This window comes from Elizabethkingia bruuniana (assembly GCF_002024805.1).
Classification (GTDB): Bacteria; Bacteroidota; Bacteroidia; order Flavobacteriales; family Weeksellaceae; genus Elizabethkingia; species Elizabethkingia bruuniana.
Window position 1 is genome coordinate 2,335,644 of sequence record NZ_CP014337.1, and the last position, 23,713, is coordinate 2,359,356.

Genomic DNA, 23,713 nt, shown 5'->3' on the forward strand with positions numbered 1-23,713 from the left:
ATGCAATCTTTTAATGATAAATAAAATTGCAAAAAGAACTTATTTTTTTAAGCATCCGGCAAAAATAGCTATTTTATAATTATCGTTGTAAAAAAACTAATCCCATTCCTGAATAATCTTCTCTAATGGTTTAGGAAAAGATTTTTTATGAGACTCCTCTATATCAACAATTATATAATTACCATTAGAACTAAGTTTCTCAAAAATCATTTCATCCTCTGGCTCCACCCTGCTGAAAGTAATATTCAGTGTTTTATGAGTAAGTTTATGCTGAACTGTTTTTTCAAAAACAATACAATCTTTTAATTCATCCGGAATTTCATCTGGAAATTCATAGAGTTTCTTCCATATAAAACTTTCATCCCGTTGCCTGATCAGAAAATGGTCTCCATATTTCACGAAATAATAATGCAGATCCAGTGTCTCTACTTTTATTTTTTTCGATTTAACGGGTAACTCCTGTATTCGATTTGTGGCATAAGCCAAGCATTCTTCATTTACCGGACAATTTACACAATCGGGATTCTTTGGTTTACAAACCTGAGAACCAATATCCATAACGGCCTGATTAAAATCACCCGGACGATCTTTATCTACAAAAGGTAAGATCAGATCATAGAAATAAGAATATGCCTTAGGTGAGGCTATATCGAAATCATCGGCTAATATTCTGGAGAAAACACGATAAAAGTTACCATCTATAGCTGGTACTCTTTCTCCGTAACTAATGCTGGCAATAGCAGCTGCTGTATATTTTCCAACTCCTTTCAAATTCTGAAGACCAGCAAATGTATCAGGAAACTCTCCATTATATTCTTCTATAATCTGATGAGAAGCTTTATGCAAATTGAGTGCTCGGGAATAATATCCCAAGCCTTTCCAATACAACAAGACTTCGTCATTTTCGGCCTCATGTAGTTCTTTTACAGTCGGAAACCTTTTTATAAAATTGACATAATGATTCCATCCCTGCTCTACTCTCGTCTGCTGAAGAATGATTTCTGATATCCATATATTATATGGTTTTTGGGTTTCCCGCCACGGCAAATTACGGCTGTGGAGATCATACCAGGAAAGAATTTTTCGGGTAAGTTTCAGGAAATAAGCTTTTTCTATATTATTTTTCAAAAAAATATTTTATCTTTGCAGTCCAAAAATAAAAACAAAATTCGAAAATGACAAAAGCTGAATTGGTGAACACCATCTCCAATAAACTAGGGGTAGAAAAGAATGATACGCAGAAAGTTATTGAAGCGTTTATGCAGGAAATCAAAACTTCTCTTTATAACAACGATAACGTTTATTTAAGAGGTTTTGGATCTTTTGTTATTAAAACCCGTGCTGCAAAGACTGGTAGAAACATTTCAAAGAATACAGCTATCGAAATCCCGGCACACAACATTCCTTCTTTCAAACCTTCAAAAATGTTTGCTGAGAAAGTAAAAACCAAAGTGAAAGTAGAAAATAAATAATTGTTATTAATAAAAATTTTTAAACTATGCCTAGCGGAAAAAAAAGAAAGAGACACAAGGTAGCGACTCACAAGAGAAAAAAAAGAAGAAGATTAAATAGACACAAAAAGAAAAAATAATCTTTTTTAGTTTTTTAATAAAATATAATATAGTTAGTGTTTTATTTATTATCTTCACTAGCTATATTTTTATTTTATAAACGGTTAGTCATAACCATATTTTATGAAGAAAGAACTGATTATTTCACATGAAGATGACACCTCTAAAATAGCCCTGCTGGAAGATGGTCGTTTGTTCGAACTACATCAGGAAGAACAGAACAATCAGTTTGTAGTAGGTGATCTTTTTCTGGGTAAAATAAAAAAACTCGCTCCCAATTTAAATGCAGCTTTCGTAAGTATAGGTTACGAAAAGGATGCTTTTTTGCATTATTTAGACCTGGGACCACAGATTCTTTCCTATCAGAAATTTGTAAAAGATACTATTTCTAAGAAACAACAGAACTCCAGTCTGAAAAACTTCACCGTACAAAAGGAAATCCCTAAAGACGGTACTATAGACAAGGTTTTAGCAGCCGGAGACAGTGTACTTTTACAAATTACTAAAGAGCCAATTTCTACCAAAGGTCCGCGGATTTCTACACAGATTTCCTTAACCGGACGTTTTCTGGTACTAATTCCATTCGACAATAAAGTTTCTATTTCCAAAAAGATTAAAAACAATCAGGAAAAAGAACGTCTGAAGATGCTTATAGAAAGTATAAGACCTGAAGGTTTCGGAGTTATAATCCGTACCGTTGCTGAAGGAAAAAAAGTAGCAGAACTACATAATGATATGAACCAGCTGATTACCAAATGGGAAAGCTGTTTCAAAAACATTCAGAAAAATAAAGTTCCGTCTAAAGTTCTGAGCGAAGAAGACAAAGCTTCAGCTATACTTCGGGACAACTTTAATCAGGACTTTGTAAATATCATATGCGATGATGAGCAAATGGTGAACGATATGAAAAACTATCTGGAAGTTATAGCTCCGGAAAGTAAGAATATTGTTCAGCTTTATGATTCTCACATCCCACTCCTGGAATACTACAATGTAGAAAAGCAGCTAAAACAGTCTTTTGGCAAACATGTAAACATCCCAAGCTCAAAAGGTGCTTACCTGGTTGTTGAACATACTGAAGCTTTACACGTTATAGATGTTAATTCAGGAAACAATATTTCTGCAAGCCAAACCAATAAGCTTCACGCATTAAACGTGAACAAAATGGCAGCTACAGAAATTGCCCGACAGCTTAGGCTACGGGATATGGGTGGTATTATCGTTATAGATTTTATTGACATGACGGATCCTGAGCACAGGAAAGAACTCTTTGAACATCTGAAGGAAGAAATGAAGCGGGACAAAGCCAGACACAAAATTCTTCCACCAAGTAAATTTGGACTGATACAAATTACGAGACAGCGTGTCCGCCCTGAAAAACAGATCGAAACTAAAGAGGAAAACCCTAACAAAGATGGCGAAATTGTAGCCCCTATTGTTACTGTAGAAAAGATGGAAGAAGCAATCCGCAGCTTCCTGACTAATGAAAAAGGAAGATTGTACTTACATGTGCATCCTTTTGTAGAGGCTTATCTTACCAAAGGTGTAATGAGCATACAGAACAAGTGGTTTTTACGCTATAAAAAATGGGTTACTGTTATCCCTCGCGATTCCTTTAAATATTTGGAATACGCCTTATACAATTCGAAAAAGAAAGAGTTAATGAGTGACTCTAATTAAAAAAATACAGAGCTCCGGAATTCCGGAGCTTTTTTTATGCTCTTTATTTTCAGCAATTTCCTATCTTCGGCATACTAAAAACTTAATAAACATGACACAATCAATCAGAAGAGCCATTACAGGCTCCTTTCTGCTATTATTTTGCTTTGGGCTGCTGCAGGCTCAGGAAATCAAGGTACTTACCTACAACATCTACCATGGTGAAAAAAACTATGAAAGAGGAAAAAGTAATCTCGAAGCTATTGCAGCCGTTATTAACGAATACAAACCCGATTTTGTTGCCATGCAGGAAGTGGACAGCATGACTGTAAGAACTGCAGCATTCAATAACGGCGTACGCAAAGATCTGGTACAGGAATTGGCAAAACTAACAGGAATGTACGGGCACTTTGGAAAAGCAATGGATTACGATAATGGAGGTTATGGTGAAGGCATTCTATCCCGATTCTCGGACAAACCCACTGTTTATAAGCTTCCAATTCCTAAAGGAGGAGAAGAAAGAGCCTTAATTACTATACAACATACCTTCCCAAATGGTCAAAAAATTATTTTTGGAGGCACTCATTTATGCCATGAATTTGAAGAAAACCGTATAGCGCAAGCTAAACAAGTTGCTTCTATTGCCACAACTAAAGGTATTCCGGCGGTTATACTCGGTGATTTCAATATCACTCCGGATAGCAAGCCTTATAAAGCGATTACAGCAAAGATGAATGATGCTGCCGTATTACATCGTAATCCACAGCTTACTTTCCCTTATCATAAGCCTAAATACAGACTAGATTATATTTTCCTAAATAAAAATAGCAAGTGGAAAGTAAAAGATGTAAAGGTTATTAAAAACGATGCTTCAGACCATATGCCTGTTCTGGTAACTCTAAGCTTTGAATAATTTTATGAAAATAATATTAGCTTATTTAATGTTTAGCATTTCCATCACATTTATTTCCTGGATTGTAGGGATGATTATTAATGCTTTATTAAGAAAAATAGTTTCCTACAATCAAGAACTTGTAAATTTTAATTTCATTAAAAGTGAAAAGCTGAATAAAGCTATAGGAATTGGAGTTATCAAATGGATTGTGAAAAATACATTCTTTAAGTTTTTCAATCCAAAACTTAAATTTGATCGAAGTATTAATCTTACTGAATTAAAAACAATACGTAATGAAATGACTAAGTCTGAAATTGAACATTTAATTGCTTTTGTATTTGCTTCTTTTTTTGCTATTGCTAAATTTTATAATCACAATTATTTATTTTGTTTAATAATCATGATGGTAAACATATTAATGAATTTATATCCATCATTACTACAACAGCAGAATAAAAGGAGGATTGATAGGCTAGAGATAAAGTTTCAGAAATAAAAATCATCATTTTTCTGCTACTATAAATTAAAAAGGCCGGAATAATTTCCGGCCTCAATATGATTAATAATCACTTTTCTATTTCTGTTCAGGATTCTGACCTTCGTCTTTTTTATCCTGAGGCTTATCCCTCATATCATCGAAATTCTTTTTCTCCTGAGTTTTTTGTTCAATAATCTTAACGATTTCTTTCTCTTCAGGTTTACCCTTCAGGTAGCTTGGAAGGTTTAGTCCAGCCATATTGAAAAGATCATTCAACGGTGGTACTGATTTCATCATACCCGATACAAAGTTTGCTGTAGAGGTATTTCCGTTTTCATTGTTGCCATTACCATCCCATACAGTAACTTTATCAATTTTAATACCTTTAACGGCTTCAACCTGCGTTTTAACCAATTCAGGTAATTTCTCCAAGATCAGTAACTGGAATGCACTATTTGTATCACCACCTGCTGCTTTAACAACCTGATCGTAACCTTCAGCCTGCTTGGTTAAGATTTCAAATAAACCTTTTGCCTCAGCATCCATTTTTGCAAAAATAGCATCAGCCTCCCCTTTTGCCTGAAGTCTGATTTTTTCTGCCTGAGCTTCTGCCTCAATAATCGCTTTTTGTTTAGCAATTTCAGCAGGTACAACAATATTAGCATTCTGTGTAGAACGCTCTCTTTCTGCACGCGCAGCTTCTGCTTTCTGTTCTGCAACATAAGATTCTTCCAAAGCTTTTGCCGCTTGTACTTTTTCTGCAGCTGTAGCCAGTTTTAAAGCTTCTGCTTCTCTTTCTCTTCTTTCCGCATCGGAATTTGCGATGGTAATTTTAGCTTCGTTTTCTCCTCTTACAGCCAGGGAATTAGCCATTGAAGTCGCAATCCTCGCATCTCTTTCTGCTTCAGCCTTACCAATCGCCTGGTCCTTATCTGCTGCTGCAATACTTACTTCTTTATCTTTACTTGTAATCGCAATTTTCACATCACGATCTCTGTTGAATTCAGCAATCTGAATATCTTTCTGACGGTCTGCATCTGCTTTACCAGTTTCCCCCATTTTTTCCTGCTCAGCAACACTTACTTTAGCCTCATTTATTGCTTTTGCTGCAGCTTCTTTACCAAGAGCCTCGATATAACCCGATTCGTCTTTAATATCCGTAATGTTTACGTTGATTAATTTCAGACCAATTTTCTTTAATTCGGTATCTACGTTATTCGAAATATTCTCTAATAACTTATCTCTGTCCGAGTTAATTTCCTCAATTGTCATCATTGCGATAACCAAACGAAGCTGACCAAAAAGAATATCTTTAGACAATTCCTGAATTTGCTCAGGCGAAAGCCCTAACAATCTTTCAGCAGCATTACCCATACTATCAGGTTCTGTACTGATTGCTATTGTAAAACGACAAGGAACATCCACACGGATATTCTGACGGGAAAGGGCGTTCGTTAAATTAGCTTCAATAGACATAGGCTTTAGATCCAGGTATGCAAAATCCTGAATTACCGGCCAGATAAATGCACCACCTCCATGAATACATCTTGCAGATTTGCCTCCTGTTCTTCCGTAAATGACTAAAATTTTGTCCGAAGGACAACGCTTATAGCGTGAAATAAGCGCAATAAATGTAACAAAGAGTACAACTACTGCTACAATAACCAATGTAAATTCTCCCAACATACTTTTAATTTAATTTCTTAACGATTAATATTTTGTCTTTAATTTTTTCAACGATAACGGAAGTGCCTGAAGCCAATCTATCGCTTCCCTCTGTCATAGCATCCAGTTCGTGGTGAGCGCCTTTTACACTAATCTGCACCTTTCCTTTTCCATTCATATTTTCAGGAATAGGAATATAAACCTGTCCACTGGCATTTACCAGATTTTCGATATTGAAGGTATTATCTTCTGAAAGCTTCATAATCTGCTGAATCATCAGAAAGAAAAGATATACAAAAAGACAACCAATAAGTGTTGCCAAAATTATCAATACAAATCCATTTCCTATTGTATTGTAAAAAACGGCTCCTGTCCAGCCGAATCCCAGCATAAAGTTGATAAGATTACGAAATGAGAAAAACTGAAACGGCGCATCTACATGATCCAGATCTCCACTGAAATCAGCATTAATTCCGTCGGCATCATGTCCGCCAACAAAAGTCATAATTGATTGTATGGCAAATATTGCACTACTAATAAGTGCCACGTACCAAAAACCTTTCTCCAAAGGTGCCAATCCGTTTAAAAATTCAAGCATATTTATGTTTTTTCAGTGTTTCCAACAAATATAATATTTTCTGTGGATTAATTTTAGTAAATTCAACTAACAAAATTCAGCAACTTCTGTTTTTATGTTTACCGAACATTTGCATACAGCCTGGCTTTTTATTGAAAAATGGTACTGGATACCACTTACAATAGCCAACATCGTTATTATTGTTACTATACTTATAGAAAACAGAAATCCGCCAAAAACTCTGGCATGGATCATGATCATTGTTTTTGTACCGGTTATAGGCATTATCCTTTACTTTTTTTTCGGCAGAGATTTTCAGCGGGAAAAATATTTTAAAAAAATAGATAAAAAACAAAGGCAATATATTCTGGATCAATGGGAAAATCTGAACGATTCTATACAGCAAAATATGCTGGATATTGAAAATGAAATAGGCGATCTCTCCCAGGTATATCAGTTTCTGAACAAAACCAGAATTTCGCCACCCAGCTTCTATAATGAAACAGAACTGCTGATAAATGGTGAAGAGAAATTTCCAAAATTTATAGAAGCAATACGTAGTGCAAAGGATCATATTCATCTGGAGTACTACATTTTTGAAGAAGACAAAATAGGTAATGAGATTATAGAATTGCTTATTCAGAAGGCTCAGCAAGGTGTAACAATAAGGATGATTATTGATGACTTTGGCTCCCCAACCCTTGCAAAACATTACAAGCGCTTCGAGAATACGGGTATCGAATTTCAGGTGTTCCTGCCGGTACATTTTACCTCACTGGCAAACTCTAACTTCCGTAATCACCGAAAAATACTAATTGTAGATGCCAGCATTGCATTTGTAGGCGGAATCAATATCAGTGATAAATACATAAACCATCCCGATACAGACAAGCTTTACTGGCGCGATGCTTCTGTTATGATAAAAGGAGCATCGGTAAATATTCTGCAGCTGCGTTTCTGGCTTAGCTGGATGATGACCGATGGAGCTCCATATGCACTGGAAGACCCAAGGTATTATTGTGATTGGTATGCACATACACAAGGCAGCAGCATTGTAAGTTTTGCAGTAACAGCACCTGGTGATGAAATACAATCGGCAATGGAATCTTTAATATTAGGGATTACACTTGCCAAAAAAAAAGTACAGATCTGCACACCTTATTTTATTCCTACCGATTCTTTTAAAACGGCCTTATCCATTGCTGTATCCAAAGGAGTTGAAGTAGAAATGATGATTCCAAAAGAAGGCGATTCTTTTATTGTACAAAACGCATCGCTCTCGTTTATGAAACCTCTGTTAAAACGGGGCATAAAACTCTATCTGTACGAAAAAGGCTTTCTCCACGCTAAAACTGTAAATATAGATGATGCTCTTGCTTATATAGGAACTGTAAATCTGGACAACAGAAGTTTCCTGATCAACTTTGAGATTAATGCTGTAGTACACGATCATGAGGTACTGAAAAGGCTTAATCAACAGTTTGAGGAAGACAAAAAAGTTTCATCTCTTATGACAATTGAAATGTGGAACAAAACTTCTGTTTTCAAAAGAGGACTTGCCTCCGTATGCAGATTACTTGCTCCGTTATTATAGTACTAATAGGCAATGAGTAATATTCAATAAGTAATAACGAAACTATATTGTTTCTGTTTCTGGAATCCAGAAAAGTTTTCCCGTTACGCTATTTTTATTTAACTTTATGCAACAGAAGATACAGGATGAAAAGATTGTCGAATATTATAGAAAGATTTGCAAAAACAGAATTAGACGGGACAGTGTCTCATCAGCTATATTCACCTCCTTATCGTCCTTTACTTTCAACAGACCAAATTATGGCGCTAGATCCTAAACTGGCTGCTGTAAATATTCTTTTGTATCCGAAAGAAAACCAATGGTACTTCCCTTTAATGGTAAGAAGTGTTAACCAGCATGACCGCCATAGCGGACAGATAAGTCTGCCTGGTGGAAAATATGAAGAATCCGATGGCAACTTTGAGACTACAGCCAAACGAGAGACTTTCGAGGAACTTGGTATTGTTATGGAAAGCATGACAATTATTAAAACCCTTACTCCTATTTATGTTCCGCCAAGTAATTTTTATGTCCATGCTTATGTATCATGGGTAGCCAAAAAGCCAAAATTCCTCCTACAGGAATCTGAAGCACAAGAACTTATAGAAATGCCAGTAAGCTCACTTTTCAATTTACCGGACAAACCGGAAATGAAAGTACTGTCCTCTACAAGAGGAACAGAAGTCCCTGTAATTGACTACAATGGCTATATTATCTGGGGTGCAACATCAATGATTTTGTCAGAATTTAGAGACTTAATGAAAAAAGTTTAATTTTGCACTTTACTATGAAACCCGACTAACCATTCCGGGTTTTTGTATGATTTGCATAAAAATGGCAAAGAAAAATATATTTACCGATGCTTTTGGCAACGTCTATTTTCTAAAAAGATTCATCATCTTCGTACTCGGTATGATCTCATACCGTCGTTTTAACGGCTTCAACAAATTAAAAATAAGTGGTTCTGAAAATCTGGTAGACTTACCTAAAACAAATGTATTATTTGTATCGAATCACCAAACTTATTTCGCCGATGTAGCAGCAATGTACCACGTTTTTTGCAGCGTGAACAACGGCTATATCAATACCATCAAAAATCCGGTTTACCTTCTAAACCCTAAGATTGACTTCTATTATGTAGCTGCTGAAGAAACTATGAACAATGGTATATTAGCAAGAATCTTCAAACTTGCAGGTGCAGTAACCGTTAAAAGAACCTGGAGAGCTGAAGGTAAAGCAGTGAACAGAATGGTAGATCTTAGTGAGGTAGAAAACATCATGAAAGCTCTGGATAATGGCTGGGTTGTTACCTTCCCACAAGGGACTACTTCTGCATTTGCACAGGGAAGAAAAGGTACTGCAAAGCTGATTAAAAATCAAAGACCTATTGTTATTCCGATTAAAATTAATGGTTTCCGCAGGGCTTTTGATAAAAAAGGATTAAAAATAAAAGTAACAGGTATAGAACCAACCTTACAATTTAAACCTGCACTGGATATAGATTACGATAATGACAGTGCTGCTGATATTCTGAGCAAAATCATGCATGCTATCGAGCAAACTCCGGAACATAATGTTCTCCATGAATACGATCAGGAAATTGTTGCTAAAAAGAATGCCGAAAAGCTGCAAAACAAAAATGAAGGTGAATAAAACCACAATAAATTTATGAACATCCATTTCATTGCTATAGGAGGCAGTGCTATGCACAACCTTGCTATCGCCCTAAAAGAAAAAGGTTACCATGTGACAGGTTCCGATGATGCGATCTTCGAACCATCGAAAACCCGTCTTGACAAACGAGGAATTTTGCCAAATGAAATGGGCTGGTTTCCGGAAAAACTATCAGCCGATACCGATGCTGTAATTCTGGGGATGCATGCACATGCAGATAATCCGGAATTGGCAAGAGCAAAGGAACTAGGCTTAAAAATCTATTCATATCCTGAATTTCTGTACGAGCAGTCCAAAAATAAGACACGTGTCGTAATTGGTGGCTCTCATGGTAAAACAACCATTACTTCTATGATCCTTCATGTATTACACTTTCACCAGAAAGATGTAGACTACATGGTTGGTGCACAGCTGGAAGGTTTTGATGTAATGGTAAAACTTACTAAAGACAATGACTTTATGATTTTAGAAGGAGATGAATATCTTTCTTCTACTTTAGATCCCCGTTCAAAATTCTTATTATATCAGCCTAACATAGCACTAATGAGTGGTATTGCATGGGATCACATCAATGTATTTAAAACATTTGATGATTATATAGAACAGTTCCGAAGATTTGTTGCGACCATAACTCCGGGAGGTGTTTTGGTGTATAACGAGGAAGATGAAGAGGTTGTAAAGGTAGTAGACGCTGCAGAGAATTATTTCCGCAAATTGCCTTACAAAACACCAGAATATGAGATTGTAAACGGAGTAGTAAATCTTATCACCAGTATTGGTCATATTCCTTTATCTGTTTTCGGGCAGCATAATCTGCTAAATATGGAAGGAGCACGTCTTATATGCCAGCAATTAGGCATTATGGAAGAAGAGTTCTATGATGCGATTATGAGCTTTAAGGGAGCATCTAAAAGATTGGAAAAAGTAGAAAGGGCGGACAAAGGTATTCTTTATAAAGATTTTGCCCATGCACCTTCTAAGGTAAAAGCATCTGTGAAAGCATTTATAGAGCAATTCCCTAAACAAAAAAAACATGCTTTTCTGGAACTGCATACTTACAGCAGTCTTAATCCTGTTTTTCTGGAACAATATGACGGTTCCATGAATGGTGTTGAAGAAGCTGTTGTATTCTATTCAGAAGATGCATTGAAAATAAAAAGAATGGAGCCTATTTCTCCGGATATGATTAAAGATTCTTTTAAAAATACCGATTTAAAAGTATTCACCAATGCCGAAGATCTTCATTCTTATTGGAGTACACTCGACAAAACTGACGGAGTGTACATAATGATGAGCTCCGGTAACTTCGGAGGTCTGGACTTAACAAAATAAGTACAAATTATCATATATAACAACGCCCCGATTCTATTGAATCGGGGCGTTTTTTATTCTTTTAATCTTTTTTTCAGGTCCATTTCTGCGCCGAGAATTCTCTCAACTTCTATTTCATTTTGTTTTAGAATTCTGTAAAATATTATATGTTTGTTCGCTAAAAACCCATAAAACCCCGTGCCTATTTCCGGGTATAATTTTCCAATATTTGGATTTTCAGCAATTATTCGGCAAAATTCAATTAATTCTTCATAATATTTATCAGCTTGATTTTCCGACCAGAATTCATAAGTATATTCATAAATTTTAGTAAGATCTTCAACCGCTTTAATTGTAAAGAAATATTTAGCCATTATTCTTCATTTTGACCTTTAACAATTCAAGATGCTTTTCCGGGTTAAAATCTTTTGCAATTCCACTATCAATTCCTTCCTGAACTGAATTTTTTAGAAACTGAATTTTATTTTCTTCCTCTTCCAAAAGCCTTAATCCGGCACGAATCACTTCACTTGCGTTTTTATATCTTCCCTGAGTAACTTTTGCATCAACAAAATCCTCAAAATAATTTCCTAAAGAAACAGATGTATTTCGTCCCATTTTTATTTGATTTAAGATTCAATAAATCAAAGTTACCAAATTTTGGTAACTTATTTATTTTTTTTAAACTACTTATGCAAAATTATGCCTAAAGATTTGCATCTGGCTATTGTGACGTAGTTGAAGCAATTATTATAAGATTATTCTGTTATCTCATTTCAGCCAAGTCGCTGCTAATTGAGAGAGAACGCCGGCTTTTTGAGCAATACCCAAAGTATTTGGGAAGTCTTTGTAAGAAACAATACCCGTTTCATCAAATCTAATAAGTGCAATGGAAGATTGTATCTCGAAAGGTTCATTCGTGCTCAATGATTTACCCTTTGTAAAATACTCAACAGTGACTGCCTGGCTATCTGTACAATGGTATATCTTTGTATAAACACTTTCTATTTCTATCAACTTGGTAAGTGGATTTTGCTGTACATTATCAAAGTGTTTTTTTATATTTTCTTTCCCATTTATTAAAGTTCCGCCATTAACGGTAAATGGTATTTCAAAAGTTGCGTTATCTGTGAAATAGCTGACAAAATTATCATAGTTTCTCGTTTGTAGAGAATTTGACAGCTCCTGAATAATTGCATTTATTTTTAATTCGTCCATTTTTTTCATTTATTAAACGTGTTATTTTATACTTGTTCTTTAAGTTTTTATCAAACTTAATAATTCTGTTTGAAATCAATCCACTACGGATTTCCTCTTCGATAAAGTTATAATCTAAAAATTACTCACACCAACGATACAGCAAAAAGATACCTATCTTAATCTTAACAGATTTTCTTTAACAAATAAACAATATTATGAGGTATATCATTCCATATTCTTTACCTATTTTTTCTTCACGTGTGATAATTTGAGTAAATTTGAGAAAGTCACAACCTGATTTATGAGATACCATCACAACGGAAAAATTCCACAGAAAAGACATACCATCTTCAAATCTGAAGAGGGTAATTTTTATTACGAACAACTGTTTGGTACAGAAGGATTCCACGGAATTTCTTCTTTGCTGTATCATACACACAGACCTACCCAGATTAAAGAAATAAAAGGTGTAAAAGATGTTACTCCTAAAATCGCAGTAGAGAAAAACATAATCCCAAGACGAATTCAGGGGATGAAAGTGCAGGCTGAGGATGACTTTTTGGATAGCCGAAAGGTACTTATGCTGAATAATGATCTTAAAATGGGTATTGCTAAGCCGCGGAAATCGGTAACAGAGTATTTTTATAAAAATGCCGAATGCGACGAGTTATTATTCGTACAAAGAGGTTCTGGTGTTCTGAAAACATTTGTAGGGAATCTTGAATTCGGATATGGAGATTATCTTATTATTCCTCGTGGCACCATCTATCAGATAGAGTTTAAAGATGAAGACAATATCCTGTTCTTTATAGAAAGTCATTCACCTATTTATACCCCAAGAAGGTACAGAAATGAATTCGGGCAGCTACTGGAACATTCTCCTTTTTGTGAGAGGGATATAGAGGCTCCTGTCCATGTTGACCCGATAGATGAAAAAGGTGACTTTGTTATAAAAGTAAAAAAGGAAAATCAGATTACTGATTTTGTATATGCAACACATCCTTTCGATGTTGTTGGATGGGATGGTTATTTCTATCCTTTCAAATTTAATATTAAGAATTTCGAGCCTATTACAGGCCGGATTCATCAACCACCGCCAGTACACCAGACTTTCGAAGGACATAACTTTGTAGTATGTTCTTTTGTGGCCAGGATGTACGATTACCATCCTCTGTCTATACCTGCTCCGTATAACCATAGCAACATAGACTCCGATGAAGTTCTTTTCTATGCAGAAGGTGACTTTATGAGCCGGAATCATATTGATTTATGTGATTTCACTCTTCATCCCGGAGGTATTGTACACGGACCTCATCCGGGTGCTATGGAGCGAAGCATAGGACAGAAAGAAACCCATGAATATGCTGTAATGGTAGATCCTTTCAGACCTTTAAAATTAACCGAAGAGGCTCTGAAAGTAGAAGATCCTACTTATAAAACTTCATGGTTAGATTAAGATAATAACTTATAATAGTAATATATGTATCAATATGTAAGTGCCGAGGAGGCTATATCTGTTATTAAAAGTGGTGACAGAATATTTTCCCACGGTAGTGCCTGTACTCCTAATTATTTATTAAACGAACTTGCCAATCAGTCTTCCCGTTTTAAGGATATAGAAATGGTATCCATTACCCAACAAGGTGCTGTGGCCATTGCAAGACCAGAATATAAAGATAATTTCCATATCAATTCTCTGTTTGTGTCGACTCCTGTAAGGGAGGCTGTAAACTCTGACAGAGGTGACTTTGTTCCTATTTTCCTTAGCGAAATTCCGATTCTTTTCAAGAATAATATACTACCACTGGATGTAGCCATTATTACAGTTTCTCCCCCGGATAAACATGGTTACTGTACATTGGGAACCTCCGTAGATATTGCACGATCTGCTGTAGACTCGGCTAAAATAGTTATTGCTATTGTCAATCCTAAAATGCCAAGAACTCATGGTGACGGGATGGTTCATGTGAACAGAATTGACAAAATGGTATGGCATGAGGAAGAGCTAATGACGATAGATTATGGTTCTAAAGTTGGAGAAGAAGAGGCACTGATTGGAAAACATGTTGCTGAACTAATTGATGACAGAGCTACAATACAAATGGGTATTGGTACAATACCAGATGCTGTTCTTAAATGTCTGGGAAATCACAAAGACTTGGGAATCCATACAGAAATGCTGAGTGATGGTGTTATTAACCTTATTAAAGATGATATCGTCAACAACAAATACAAAGGTTTCCATGATAATGTAAGCATTACCAGTTTCTGCTTCGGGACTAAAAAGCTCTATGATTTTGTAGATGATAATCCGTCTATTGCTTTCTTAGACGTTCAGCATGTCAACTTCCCGATCAATATTATGAAAAATCATAAAATGCATGCCATAAATTCTGCTATAGAAATTGATCTTACAGGACAGGTATGTGCCGATTCTATTGGTACTTACCAGTATAGTGGTATTGGCGGACAAATGGATTTTATGAGAGGTGCTGCCCTTAGTGAAGGCGGGAAACCAATTATGGCGCTTACCTCACGTACCAAAAAAGGTATTCCGAGAATTGTTCCATTCCTGAAGGAAGGAGCCGGCGTGGTAACAACCCGGGGACATATCCATTATGTAGTGACTGAATACGGTACGGCTTATCTGTATGGTAAAAACCTGAGACAGAGAGCTAAAGCGCTTATAGACATCTCCCATCCGGATGACAGAGAGATGTTGGAAAGAGCAGCTCACGAAAGATTTAAAAACTAACAATTGTTAGTGGCATTCGCTAAAAAATAGTATTTTGCATTTCATAATCTAAAAGTAAAAAAATGTCTACATTAACATTCGCCGAAAAAATTGCACAGGCAGAAAACTTCCTGCCAATCAATGGTACAGACTATATTGAATTTTATGTTGGTAATGCCAAACAAGCTGCACACTTCTATAAGACAGCATTCGGATTTCAGTCAATTGCATATGCAGGGCCTGAAACCGGGGTTAGAGACCGTGCTTCTTATGTACTTCAGCAGGGAAAAATCCGTTTGATTCTTACTACAGGACTTAGATCAGACAGTTCAGTTTCAGAACATGTAAAGAAACACGGTGATGGTGTAAAGGTTTTAGCGCTTTGGGTAGACGATGCTTATAAAGCATTTGAAGAAACTACTAAAAGAGGTGGAAAACCGTATCTGGAGCCTGTTACTTTAACCGATGAATATGGTGAAGTGAGAATGTCCGGAATTTACACTTATGGCGAAACAGTACATATGTTTGTAGAGAGAAAGAATTACAACGGAACATTTATGCCTGGATATGAGAAGTGGGAAAGCGATTACAACCCTGCTGAAACAGGTTTATTATATGTAGACCACTGTGTAGGAAATGTAGGCTGGGATCGTATGGTTCCGACTGTTGAATGGTATGAAAAGGTAATGGGATTTGTAAATATTCTATCTTTTGATGATAAGCAAATCAATACTGAATATTCAGCGCTAATGTCTAAAGTAATGTCTAACGGTAATGGTTATGCAAAATTCCCGATTAATGAACCTGCAGAAGGTAAAAAGAAATCTCAGGTAGAAGAATATCTGGATTTCTATGAAGGTGAAGGCGTTCAGCATATTGCTGTGGCTACAAAAGATATTATCCATACTGTTGGCGAACTAAAAAAGCGTGGTGTAGAATTCCTTTCTCCACCTCCGGAAGCTTATTATGATATGGTACCGGACAGAGTTGGCCACATCGATGAAGACATCAAAAAACTTCAGGATCTTGGAATTCTTATCGATTGTGATGAAGAAGGTTATCTTCTTCAGATCTTTACAAAACCTGTAGAAGACCGTCCTACCCTGTTTTTTGAAATTATTGAAAGACACGGAGCTCAGAGTTTCGGGGCTGGTAATTTCAAGGCTTTATTTGAAGCTTTAGAAAAAGAACAGGCAAGAAGAGGAAATTTATAATTTTTGGATTAGTTTTTGTCTTAGTTTCACTAAATTTATAAGATGAAAAAAATACTTCTGGTTTTAACTCTTATTACCGCCGGTACAATAGTACAGGCTCAGAGTTATGGTGCTATTATCAAAAGACTGGACAGGCTAAGCAGTGAAAATTCAGGAAAGGATTATGATGAATTTATTCTGGAAGGAAAGAAATTCATTAATGTAAAAGATTCTATAGATCATTCTGAAAAGCATATCCTGGAATTCCGGCCGAACAATCAGGTTACAATGATTGAGATTATTGAAGATAAAAGTACAAAGCAGGAATATTCCAACATCTTTACAGGTGATATCGTAAGAAATCATAATGCTGTATCTATAAGACTTGATAAACTGGAAGACAAAGCAATGAGCTATCCTTTAACTTATAATTTATTACTAAGTCATCGTAAAGGCTACTATTACTTTACCAATATCAATACTCGTGAAAAATGGATTGAAATTCATTATCTGGATAAAACAAAAGAATCTAAAAAAGTACAGAAGAGAAAATAATCTTCGATAAATAACAAAACTCAGGTTCAAGGAAATGTTGTATTTTTAGTACACATTTTTTTGAACCTTTTTATTAAATAAAACTCTATTTAATTTATGAAATCATTCGTAGAAAATTCCGAATCAACAGATTTTTCAATATACAATATCCCTTTCGGTGTTGCAGTATTCAATCAGGAATATATTGCCTGCGCAACAAGAATTGGCAATCAGGTAATTGATCTGGCTACTCTTTACGACGAAGGCTACTTCGAAAACATTGAAGGTCTGGATGATAATATCTTTGAAGCTTATACCCTAAATCCTTTTATAGAATTGGGTAAACCTGTTACCACAAAAGTAAGAGAAAGAATACAGGAATTATTAACAGAAGGCTCTACTCTTTCAAAAGATGAAATAGCTATAGAAAGCTGCTTTTTCGATTCCGAAGAAGTACAAATGATGATGCCTCTGCATATCCCTAATTATACAGATTTCTACAGCAGCATAGATCATGCAACCAATGTAGGTTCACTTTTCCGTGATCCGGAAAATGCGCTTTTTCCAAACTGGAAACATCTTCCTGTAGGCTATCACGGAAGAGCTTCTTCAATTGTAGTTTCCGGAATTGATATCCACAGACCAAAAGGGCAAATGAAACCTGCAGATCAGGATAAACCAATATTCGGTCCGTCTAAACAATTGGATTTCGAACTGGAAATGGCTTTCATTACCAATAAAGACACCGAGATGGGTGAATCTATCTCTACAAAAGATGCAGAAGATGCTATTTTTGGAATGGTAATCTTCAATGACTGGAGCGCAAGAGATATCCAATCTTGGGAATACGTTCCTCTGGGGCCATTCTTAGGCAAGAATTTCGGATCTTCTATCTCTCCGTGGATTGTGACACTGGAAGCACTGGACATATTCCGTATAGAGTCACCTAAGCAAGATCCTGAAGTATTGGAATATCTTCAGTTCGAAGGAAACAAAAATTTTGATATACAGCTGGAGGTTTATATTCAGCCCGAAAACGGCGCCGAAAACCTTATTTCTGAGAGTAATTACAAATATATGTACTGGAATATGGCTCAGCAACTTGCTCATCATACTATAAACGGATGTAATATTGAAGTTGGTGATATGTATGCCAGTGGTACAATATCCGGAAAAGACCCTAAATCATTTGGTTCTATGCTGGAACTAACATGGAGGGGGGCTAATCCAATAAAACTTTCCGATGGTACAGAGCGTAAATTCATCGAAGATAATGACACTGTTATCATGAGAGCATATAACGAAAAAGATGGCAAACGTGTAGGCTTCGGCGAAGTAAAAGCAAAAATACTCCCAGCAACTTAGAGAAAGTTACACTAGTTATAGATGTTATAAAGCTATATGGGAATTCATTATAGATCATGACTGATATTAAATCTCATAAAGATCTGAAAGTATGGCAAGAATCGATGGATCTTGTCACAGACATCTACGAGTTAGTACAAAACTTTCCTGCTGAAGAAAAATATAATCTTACATCACAAATAAAAAGAAGTGCAGTTTCAATTCCTTCTAATATTGCAGAAGGAGCAGGGCGAAAATCTAATTTAGAATTTATACAGTTTTTAAATATTGCATCGGGTTCTCTTTCAGAGCTTGAGACACAATTAGAAATAGCATTAAGATTAAAATTTATTACAGAAAATGAAGAGTTATTTAAAAAGATAATTTTCATCAGAATCATGATTACTAATCTGAAAAAATCTCTGAGTAATAAACCTTCATCGCCTTTATAACTATATAACCCATTTAACCATTTTAATGAAGTCAATTCTGCCACAAGATATACCCGGACAACAATTACAAACAATAATGCAGACTGCAATAGCGCCAAGGCCTATTGCCTTTGCAAGTACTGTAGACGCTGAAGGTAATGTAAACCTAAGTCCATTTAGCTTTTTCAACATGTTCAGTACTAAGCCTCCGATTATTATTTTTTCACCTTCCCGAAGGGTAAGGGATAATACCACAAAACATACACTGCATAATGTACATAATACTCCTGAAGTAGTAATCGGAATTGTAAATTTCCCGATTGTACAACAGGTCTCTTTGGCAAGTACAGAATATGAGGAAGGTGTAAATGAGTTTATAAAAGCAGGATTAACAATGAAGCCTGCTGACCTTGTAAAACCTCCATTAATCGCTGAATGTCCGGTAAATTTCGAATGCAAAATCAATGAAATAAAATCATTAGGGGAAGAAGGTGGCGCCGGAAATCTGGTGATATGTGAAGTTATAAAAATTCATATCCGTGAAGAATACCTGAATGAAGAAGGAAATCTGGACCAGAGAAAACTGGACCTGGTTGCCCGGTTAGGAGGAAACTGGTATTCCCGTAATACAGCGGACAATCTTTTTGAAGTTCCGAAGCCTTTAGTAACTAAAGGAATTGGTCTTGACAAATTACCCGAACAAATAAGATACAGTATTGTTTTTACCGGAAATGACCTTGGAATGCTGGCTAATATCGAATCCTTGCCGGAAGGAAGTTTCAGCGATCAGAAAGAGATTCACGAGAAGGCTCAGGAATTATTATTAAAAAATAATATTGAAGAAGCCTGGAAAATTTTAAAAATCAGTTAATATGAAAAATATTGCAATACTTGCATTTGGTCTTGCTTCAGGCTTATATTTCTCTCAGGAAATAAAGGAAGCAAGAATTAAAGAAATTGTATCAACATTAGCCTCTGATGAGATGAAGGGCAGAAAATTTGGTACTGAAGAAAATCTGAAAGCTGCCCAGTATATTGCTGAGCAATTCAAACTAAACAAGCTGGATTACTGCTATGGTGATTCCTATCTTGTGCCTTTTACTTATAAAGATGGAAAAACTTATTACAATGTATGTGGTGTAAAAAAAGGAACTGAGGACAGCTATATCGCTTTCGGAGCTCATTTTGACCACATTGGAGAGGCAAAAGAAGGTGAAGATAAAATCTTTAATGGTGCAGATGATGATGCCAGCGGTGTAAGTACAGTTATCGGTTTATCCGATTATTACAAAGGAAAAAAAACCAAGGAAGGGCTTATTTTTATGGCCTTTAATGGTGAAGAAATAGGATTAGTGGGTTCTAAATATCTGGCTAATGACGAAAAATTCCAAACTTATATCCCTAAAATAAAAGCTTTATTCAATTTCGAAATGCTGGGAACACCTTCTGCTTTTGGATTAAATAAAGTGTATATGACAGGACATGATCAGTCTGACCTGGATGAAATCATTAACGCCAATGCTCCCAAAGGCTTCGAAGTTGCTCCTGACCCTTATTTATCAGAGAAACTATTCTTCCGTTCCGATAATGTGAATTTTGTGAAGAAAGGTATTGTTGCCCACTCCTTCTCTACAGTAGATATGGAGCATCAAAATCATTACCATCAGGTAAATGATGATATCAATGTCATCAACACTCAGAACCTTACTCAGATTGTTAACAGTTTTGCCAAAACAATTGATCAGCTGATGAAAAAAGATTTTAAACCTAAGTATGTAAAGCCACTTCAATAAATAAAAAAGGATGAATAATTTCATCCTTTTTATTTTTACAATAAGCGGTTAAGCTTTGATATCCTTTATAAAGAATTATTAAGAAACTCTGTCGAGTAGTTAACTACTTTTTCTAAATCCTCTGGTAAAGCATCGCTATTCCATGGTTCTCTTCCACCGAAAACATGATCTGCTCCTTCAATGACTTTTAGCTCGGAGTTCTTTGCCCACTTATGTAACAGCTCAGCTTCTTTTATCTTTACTGCTTCATCTTCGGTCCCATGAACAATCAGATAAGGCTTTTGAAGATTCTGTGCTGCTTTTTGTATATCTAATTCAGATTCATTTTCCCGGAAGTTTTCATAAAATTGCCAATAATGCGGCATTTCCTGCTTTGTTCTCCCATTAGTTACATAGAAAACTCCATTTTCTCTGTATCGTTCCAGTCGATCATTTTTCGGGAATCGGGTTACAAAATTATTAACCCCAGCCAGTGTAATCAATGCTTTAACTTTAGGATCCCTTTGCGCCTGCAAAACAGTATCGCCACCACCCCTGCTGTGCCCCATAATGGCAATCTTTTCGGAATCCACCTTAGGATGATTTTCAAAATAATCGATAACCGCCTGATAATCGGATAACTCTTTTGTATAGTTATTATTTCCAAAAGCTTCCAGATCACCAAAATTTTCCGGATCATTTATGGTTGTTCCATTATGTGAAAAGTTGAATTTAACAAAGAAATATCCAGCCTTTGCAAATGCTTCTGCCATTAGCCCCCAGGTTCCCCAATCTTTGTAGCCTTTATAACCATGTGCAAAGATTATTAAGGGCAACTTCCCTTCAGTTTCCGGGTAATAAGCATCTGCCAGAAAGCTCTTAGTTTCGGGGTTTTCTATAAGGATATTTTTTTCTGTTATGATGTTCATTTTTATTTTTAAAGTTAAACAATGAATTCCATCTAAAAAAGAAAGCTGCCCTTTAAAAGAGCAACTTTCCGTTTATATAAATTATTATTTGATTACCAGATTTTAACCCTATCCTCAGGTTTCTTATACAATTTATCACCCGGCTTCACATCAAAAGCTTTATAGAAAGCATCAGTATTTACTAACGGACCAAAAGCTCTGAATTCACCCGGAGCATGCTCATTAGTTTTAATCTGATTGATTGTAGCCTTCTCAGTCATTAACGTTCTCCATACAGTAGCCCATGACATAAAGAATCTCTGGTCTTGTGTAAATCCACTGATTTTTCCTGGATTGCCTTTATCTTTCAGGTACATTTGCAATGCATCATAAGCTACATTTACACCACCAAGGTCACCAATATTTTCTCCATTGGTAAATTCACCATTGATGTGTGTTCCTTTTACAGGTTCGTACTGACTAAACTGTTTTGCCAGTTTTGTTGTAGCATCCTTAAAATTCTTCAAGTCAGCATCAGACCACCAGTTAACCAAATTTCCGTCACCATCGAAAGTAGCACCACTGTCATCGAAACCGTGAGACATCTCGTGACCAATTACAGCACCAATTCCACCGAAATTAACCGCAGGATCTGCTTTGATGTTAAAGAATGGCGGCTGCAGAATTGCTGCAGGGAATACAATCTCGTTGTTTGTAGGATTGTAGTATGCATTTACAGTTTGTGGAGACATTCCCCACTCTGCTTTATCTACTGGCTTACCAATTTTATTTAGTTCTCTCTGATAGCTCCATTCCGATACTTTCTGAAGGTTAGCATATAAAGAACCACCGTCTTTCACTGATGTTTGCTCAAGCTTAGTGTAATCTTTCCACTTATCCGGATATCCTACTTTTACAGTGAATTTATTCAGCTTATCTAAAGCTTTTACTTTAGTTTCAGAAGACATCCATGTTAACTCATTAATATGTTTAGCAAAGCTTTTCTTCAGATAATCAATTAGCGTTAGCATTTCTGTTTTTGACTGCTGAGGGAAGTATTTTTCTACATACAGTTTACCGAAAGCTTCTCCAAGAACTCCATTGATAAGAGAAAGCCCTCTTTTGTTCATTGCTCTTTGTTCTTTTTGTCCTCTTAGAGTCTTACTATAGAAGTTAAACTGAATATCATCCAGTTTTTGATCTAAACGTCCTGCATTAGAAGAAATAAGATGGAATTTCAGGTAATCTTTAATTAACGGAATATTTTGCTCTGTAAGGAACTTATCCAAGTTTTTAACGTAGTTTAATTCACCTACGATAACTTTATTTGTATTTACCCCTACAGCTGTCAGGTAAGCTGGTAAATCTACATTCTTTACCAAACCTTTCAGCTGATCCATAGTCTCAGGATTATACTGAAGATTGGCATCACGGATCTGCTCTACGGTAAGCAATGACTTCGCCATATCTTTCTCGTAAGCAAAAATATTTTTAGCAGTTTCAGCTGAATTCTTATATCCTAAAACATCTAAAATTGAAGCAATATATTTCTGATATTCAGCTACTGTTTTAGCATTTTCAGCATTCTCTTTCTGATAATAATCTCTACCTAAACCTAAGTCTGCTGCTCCAAGATATACAGCATTCATTTTAGAATCTTTTAAATCAGCATCCACACCCCACTCATAGAAAGGATTAAACCCTTGTCTCGTAGATTCTTTTAGATAAGACTGCAGGTCATTAAGGTTTTTAATAGCATCAATTTTTGCTAAGTCAGCCTGAATAGGCTTAATACCATCTGCATTTCTCTTATTCATGTCCATGAAGGTCCCGTAAAGATCTTGAATTTTCTGACCTTCACTACCTTTTGAAAAAGAGTCTTTCAGAATATTGTTCAAGATTGTCAGAGACTGATTGTCTGTAGCTTCAGCAAGCTCATTAAACGCTCCCCAACTTGATTTATCAGAAGGGATTTTTGCTGTTTTCATCCAGCTACCGTTTACGTAATTGTAGAAATCATCCTGTGGACGTACTTTTCTGTCCATATTTTCCAGATGAAGGCCTTCATCTTTCATGGTCAAACTTTTTGTACTTTGAATTGTTTTTGTATTCTTTTTTTGAGCTATTACTACTCCTGTTGAAAGAAGTGAAACGGCCACTAACAGACTGGTAGTCAATTTTTTCATAATATTAT

The 23,713-nt window shown here is 35.8% G+C and carries 24 protein-coding genes; 16 read left to right on the forward strand and 8 right to left on the reverse strand.

All coding sequences use genetic code 11. From position 1 onward, the window contains the following. Window positions 1–96: 96 nt before the first annotated feature. On the reverse strand, window positions 97–1,128 hold the full coding sequence (mutY, locus tag AYC65_RS10900) for an A/G-specific adenine glycosylase (protein ID WP_034871014.1): 1,032 nt from the start codon (window positions 1,126–1,128) through the stop codon (window positions 97–99). Between the two features lie 47 nt (window positions 1,129–1,175). Between mutY and AYC65_RS10905 the strand changes: the two genes are divergently transcribed. From AYC65_RS10905 to AYC65_RS10920, 4 genes are all read left to right on the forward strand, one after another. Further along, window positions 1,176–1,472 carry an HU family DNA-binding protein gene (locus AYC65_RS10905; protein WP_009085358.1) on the forward strand — a complete coding sequence of 99 codons (297 nt, stop codon included), beginning with the start codon at window positions 1,176–1,178 and terminating at the stop codon, window positions 1,470–1,472. 222 nt (window positions 1,473–1,694) lie between these two features. Beyond that, window positions 1,695–3,251 (forward strand): Rne/Rng family ribonuclease, encoded by a 1,557-nt coding sequence (locus tag AYC65_RS10910; RefSeq protein WP_034871015.1) that lies wholly within the window; start codon window positions 1,695–1,697, stop codon window positions 3,249–3,251. A gap of 91 nt (window positions 3,252–3,342) precedes the next feature. Next, entirely contained in the window at window positions 3,343–4,143 is an 801-nt protein-coding gene (locus tag AYC65_RS10915) for an endonuclease/exonuclease/phosphatase family protein (RefSeq protein ID WP_034871150.1), read from the forward strand. Window positions 4,144–4,147: 4 nt separating this feature from the next. Next, a complete protein-coding gene (locus AYC65_RS10920) occupies window positions 4,148–4,621 on the forward strand; it encodes a glycosyl-4,4'-diaponeurosporenoate acyltransferase CrtO family protein (protein WP_034871016.1) in 474 nt (157 codons plus the stop codon). A 78-nt stretch (window positions 4,622–4,699) separates the two neighbouring features. On the opposite strand, the gene AYC65_RS10925 is transcribed toward AYC65_RS10920, so the two are convergent. Continuing rightward, entirely contained in the window at window positions 4,700–6,289 is a 1,590-nt protein-coding gene (locus AYC65_RS10925) for a flotillin family protein (protein WP_034871017.1), read from the reverse strand. A gap of 4 nt (window positions 6,290–6,293) precedes the next feature. Then, window positions 6,294–6,866, reverse strand: a complete 573-nt coding sequence (locus AYC65_RS10930; protein WP_034871018.1) for an NfeD family protein — start codon at window positions 6,864–6,866, stop codon at window positions 6,294–6,296. 94 nt (window positions 6,867–6,960) lie between these two features. Here AYC65_RS10930 and cls point away from each other — a divergent pair, with 94 nt between their 5' ends. The 4 genes from cls (at window position 6,961) to AYC65_RS10950 (ending at window position 11,424) form a co-directional block, all read left to right on the forward strand. Continuing rightward, window positions 6,961–8,439, forward strand: a complete 1,479-nt coding sequence (gene cls, locus AYC65_RS10935) for a cardiolipin synthase (protein WP_034871019.1) — start codon at window positions 6,961–6,963, stop codon at window positions 8,437–8,439. A 125-nt stretch (window positions 8,440–8,564) separates the two neighbouring features. After that, window positions 8,565–9,191: an NUDIX hydrolase gene (locus AYC65_RS10940; protein WP_034871020.1), complete on the forward strand. Its 627-nt coding sequence runs from the start codon at window positions 8,565–8,567 to the stop codon at window positions 9,189–9,191. Window positions 9,192–9,252: 61 nt separating this feature from the next. After that, window positions 9,253–10,071 carry a lysophospholipid acyltransferase family protein gene (locus tag AYC65_RS10945; RefSeq protein WP_034871021.1) on the forward strand — a complete coding sequence of 273 codons (819 nt, stop codon included), beginning with the start codon at window positions 9,253–9,255 and terminating at the stop codon, window positions 10,069–10,071. Window positions 10,072–10,086: 15 nt separating this feature from the next. Next, window positions 10,087–11,424, forward strand: a complete 1,338-nt coding sequence (locus tag AYC65_RS10950) for a UDP-N-acetylmuramate--L-alanine ligase (protein ID WP_034871022.1) — start codon at window positions 10,087–10,089, stop codon at window positions 11,422–11,424. A 53-nt stretch (window positions 11,425–11,477) separates the two neighbouring features. On the opposite strand, the gene AYC65_RS10955 is transcribed toward AYC65_RS10950, so the two are convergent. The 3 genes from AYC65_RS10955 to AYC65_RS10965 all read right to left on the reverse strand — a co-directional run bounded on the left by AYC65_RS10955 (window position 11,478) and on the right by AYC65_RS10965 (window position 12,621). Next, window positions 11,478–11,777, reverse strand: a complete 300-nt coding sequence (locus AYC65_RS10955; RefSeq protein ID WP_034871023.1) for a type II toxin-antitoxin system RelE/ParE family toxin — start codon at window positions 11,775–11,777, stop codon at window positions 11,478–11,480. After that, the gene (locus tag AYC65_RS10960) at window positions 11,770–12,021 is read right to left on the reverse strand and encodes a type II toxin-antitoxin system ParD family antitoxin (protein ID WP_034871024.1); all 252 of its coding nucleotides are present in this window, start codon (window positions 12,019–12,021) and stop codon (window positions 11,770–11,772) included. The genes AYC65_RS10955 and AYC65_RS10960 overlap by 8 nt, the downstream gene beginning before the upstream one ends. 153 nt (window positions 12,022–12,174) lie before the next feature. Continuing rightward, complete coding sequence (locus AYC65_RS10965; protein ID WP_131828165.1) at window positions 12,175–12,621, reverse strand: nuclear transport factor 2 family protein; 447 nt, start codon at window positions 12,619–12,621, stop codon at window positions 12,175–12,177. A 283-nt stretch (window positions 12,622–12,904) separates the two neighbouring features. Here AYC65_RS10965 and AYC65_RS10970 point away from each other — a divergent pair, with 283 nt between their 5' ends. From AYC65_RS10970 to AYC65_RS11005, 8 genes are all read left to right on the forward strand, one after another. Then, a complete protein-coding gene (locus AYC65_RS10970) occupies window positions 12,905–14,059 on the forward strand; it encodes a homogentisate 1,2-dioxygenase (protein ID WP_034871026.1) in 1,155 nt (384 codons plus the stop codon). A 24-nt stretch (window positions 14,060–14,083) separates the two neighbouring features. Continuing rightward, on the forward strand, window positions 14,084–15,358 hold the full coding sequence (locus AYC65_RS10975; RefSeq protein WP_034871027.1) for an acetyl-CoA hydrolase/transferase family protein: 1,275 nt from the start codon (window positions 14,084–14,086) through the stop codon (window positions 15,356–15,358). A gap of 62 nt (window positions 15,359–15,420) precedes the next feature. Then, window positions 15,421–16,551: a 4-hydroxyphenylpyruvate dioxygenase gene (hppD, locus tag AYC65_RS10980; protein ID WP_034871028.1), complete on the forward strand. Its 1,131-nt coding sequence runs from the start codon at window positions 15,421–15,423 to the stop codon at window positions 16,549–16,551. Between the two features lie 42 nt (window positions 16,552–16,593). Next, the gene (locus AYC65_RS10985; RefSeq protein ID WP_034871029.1) at window positions 16,594–17,085 is read left to right on the forward strand and encodes a hypothetical protein; all 492 of its coding nucleotides are present in this window, start codon (window positions 16,594–16,596) and stop codon (window positions 17,083–17,085) included. 96 nt (window positions 17,086–17,181) lie between these two features. After that, entirely contained in the window at window positions 17,182–18,429 is a 1,248-nt protein-coding gene (fahA, locus tag AYC65_RS10990; protein ID WP_034871030.1) for a fumarylacetoacetase, read from the forward strand. A 56-nt stretch (window positions 18,430–18,485) separates the two neighbouring features. Then, entirely contained in the window at window positions 18,486–18,860 is a 375-nt protein-coding gene (locus AYC65_RS10995) for a four helix bundle protein (RefSeq protein WP_034871031.1), read from the forward strand. A gap of 25 nt (window positions 18,861–18,885) precedes the next feature. Further along, entirely contained in the window at window positions 18,886–19,710 is an 825-nt protein-coding gene (locus AYC65_RS11000; protein WP_034871032.1) for a flavin reductase family protein, read from the forward strand. A gap of 1 nt (window position 19,711) precedes the next feature. Then, entirely contained in the window at window positions 19,712–20,632 is a 921-nt protein-coding gene (locus tag AYC65_RS11005; RefSeq protein WP_034871033.1) for a M28 family peptidase, read from the forward strand. Window positions 20,633–20,697: 65 nt separating this feature from the next. On the opposite strand, the gene AYC65_RS11010 is transcribed toward AYC65_RS11005, so the two are convergent. Both AYC65_RS11010 and AYC65_RS11015 read right to left on the reverse strand, forming a co-directional pair. Further along, window positions 20,698–21,540: an alpha/beta hydrolase family protein gene (locus AYC65_RS11010; RefSeq protein WP_034871034.1), complete on the reverse strand. Its 843-nt coding sequence runs from the start codon at window positions 21,538–21,540 to the stop codon at window positions 20,698–20,700. Between the two features lie 92 nt (window positions 21,541–21,632). Then, window positions 21,633–23,705 (reverse strand): M13 family metallopeptidase, encoded by a 2,073-nt coding sequence (locus AYC65_RS11015; protein WP_034871035.1) that lies wholly within the window; start codon window positions 23,703–23,705, stop codon window positions 21,633–21,635. Window positions 23,706–23,713 lie beyond the last annotated feature (8 nt).

Coding starts and splice junctions, on each gene's coding strand:
- AYC65_RS11000 (WP_034871032.1), top strand. CDS start 18,886: ATGAAGTCAATTCTGCCACAAGATATACCCGGACAACAATTACAAACA.
- AYC65_RS10950 (WP_034871022.1), top strand. CDS start 10,087: ATGAACATCCATTTCATTGCTATAGGAGGCAGTGCTATGCACAACCTT.
- AYC65_RS11005 (WP_034871033.1), top strand. CDS start 19,712: ATGAAAAATATTGCAATACTTGCATTTGGTCTTGCTTCAGGCTTATAT.
- AYC65_RS10970 (WP_034871026.1), top strand. CDS start 12,905: ATGAGATACCATCACAACGGAAAAATTCCACAGAAAAGACATACCATC.
- AYC65_RS10960 (WP_034871024.1), bottom strand. CDS start 12,021: ATGGGACGAAATACATCTGTTTCTTTAGGAAATTATTTTGAGGATTTT.
- AYC65_RS10905 (WP_009085358.1), top strand. CDS start 1,176: ATGACAAAAGCTGAATTGGTGAACACCATCTCCAATAAACTAGGGGTA.
- AYC65_RS10965 (WP_131828165.1), bottom strand. CDS start 12,621: ATGGACGAATTAAAAATAAATGCAATTATTCAGGAGCTGTCAAATTCT.
- AYC65_RS10995 (WP_034871031.1), top strand. CDS start 18,486: ATGACTGATATTAAATCTCATAAAGATCTGAAAGTATGGCAAGAATCG.
- AYC65_RS10915 (WP_034871150.1), top strand. CDS start 3,343: ATGACACAATCAATCAGAAGAGCCATTACAGGCTCCTTTCTGCTATTA.
- AYC65_RS11015 (WP_034871035.1), bottom strand. CDS start 23,705: ATGAAAAAATTGACTACCAGTCTGTTAGTGGCCGTTTCACTTCTTTCA.
- cls (WP_034871019.1), top strand. CDS start 6,961: ATGTTTACCGAACATTTGCATACAGCCTGGCTTTTTATTGAAAAATGG.
- fahA (WP_034871030.1), top strand. CDS start 17,182: ATGAAATCATTCGTAGAAAATTCCGAATCAACAGATTTTTCAATATAC.
- AYC65_RS10975 (WP_034871027.1), top strand. CDS start 14,084: ATGTATCAATATGTAAGTGCCGAGGAGGCTATATCTGTTATTAAAAGT.
- AYC65_RS10940 (WP_034871020.1), top strand. CDS start 8,565: ATGAAAAGATTGTCGAATATTATAGAAAGATTTGCAAAAACAGAATTA.
- AYC65_RS10955 (WP_034871023.1), bottom strand. CDS start 11,777: ATGGCTAAATATTTCTTTACAATTAAAGCGGTTGAAGATCTTACTAAA.
- AYC65_RS10925 (WP_034871017.1), bottom strand. CDS start 6,289: ATGTTGGGAGAATTTACATTGGTTATTGTAGCAGTAGTTGTACTCTTT.
- AYC65_RS10930 (WP_034871018.1), bottom strand. CDS start 6,866: ATGCTTGAATTTTTAAACGGATTGGCACCTTTGGAGAAAGGTTTTTGG.
- AYC65_RS11010 (WP_034871034.1), bottom strand. CDS start 21,540: ATGAACATCATAACAGAAAAAAATATCCTTATAGAAAACCCCGAAACT.
- hppD (WP_034871028.1), top strand. CDS start 15,421: ATGTCTACATTAACATTCGCCGAAAAAATTGCACAGGCAGAAAACTTC.
- AYC65_RS10945 (WP_034871021.1), top strand. CDS start 9,253: ATGGCAAAGAAAAATATATTTACCGATGCTTTTGGCAACGTCTATTTT.
- AYC65_RS10985 (WP_034871029.1), top strand. CDS start 16,594: ATGAAAAAAATACTTCTGGTTTTAACTCTTATTACCGCCGGTACAATA.
- AYC65_RS10910 (WP_034871015.1), top strand. CDS start 1,695: ATGAAGAAAGAACTGATTATTTCACATGAAGATGACACCTCTAAAATA.
- AYC65_RS10920 (WP_034871016.1), top strand. CDS start 4,148: ATGAAAATAATATTAGCTTATTTAATGTTTAGCATTTCCATCACATTT.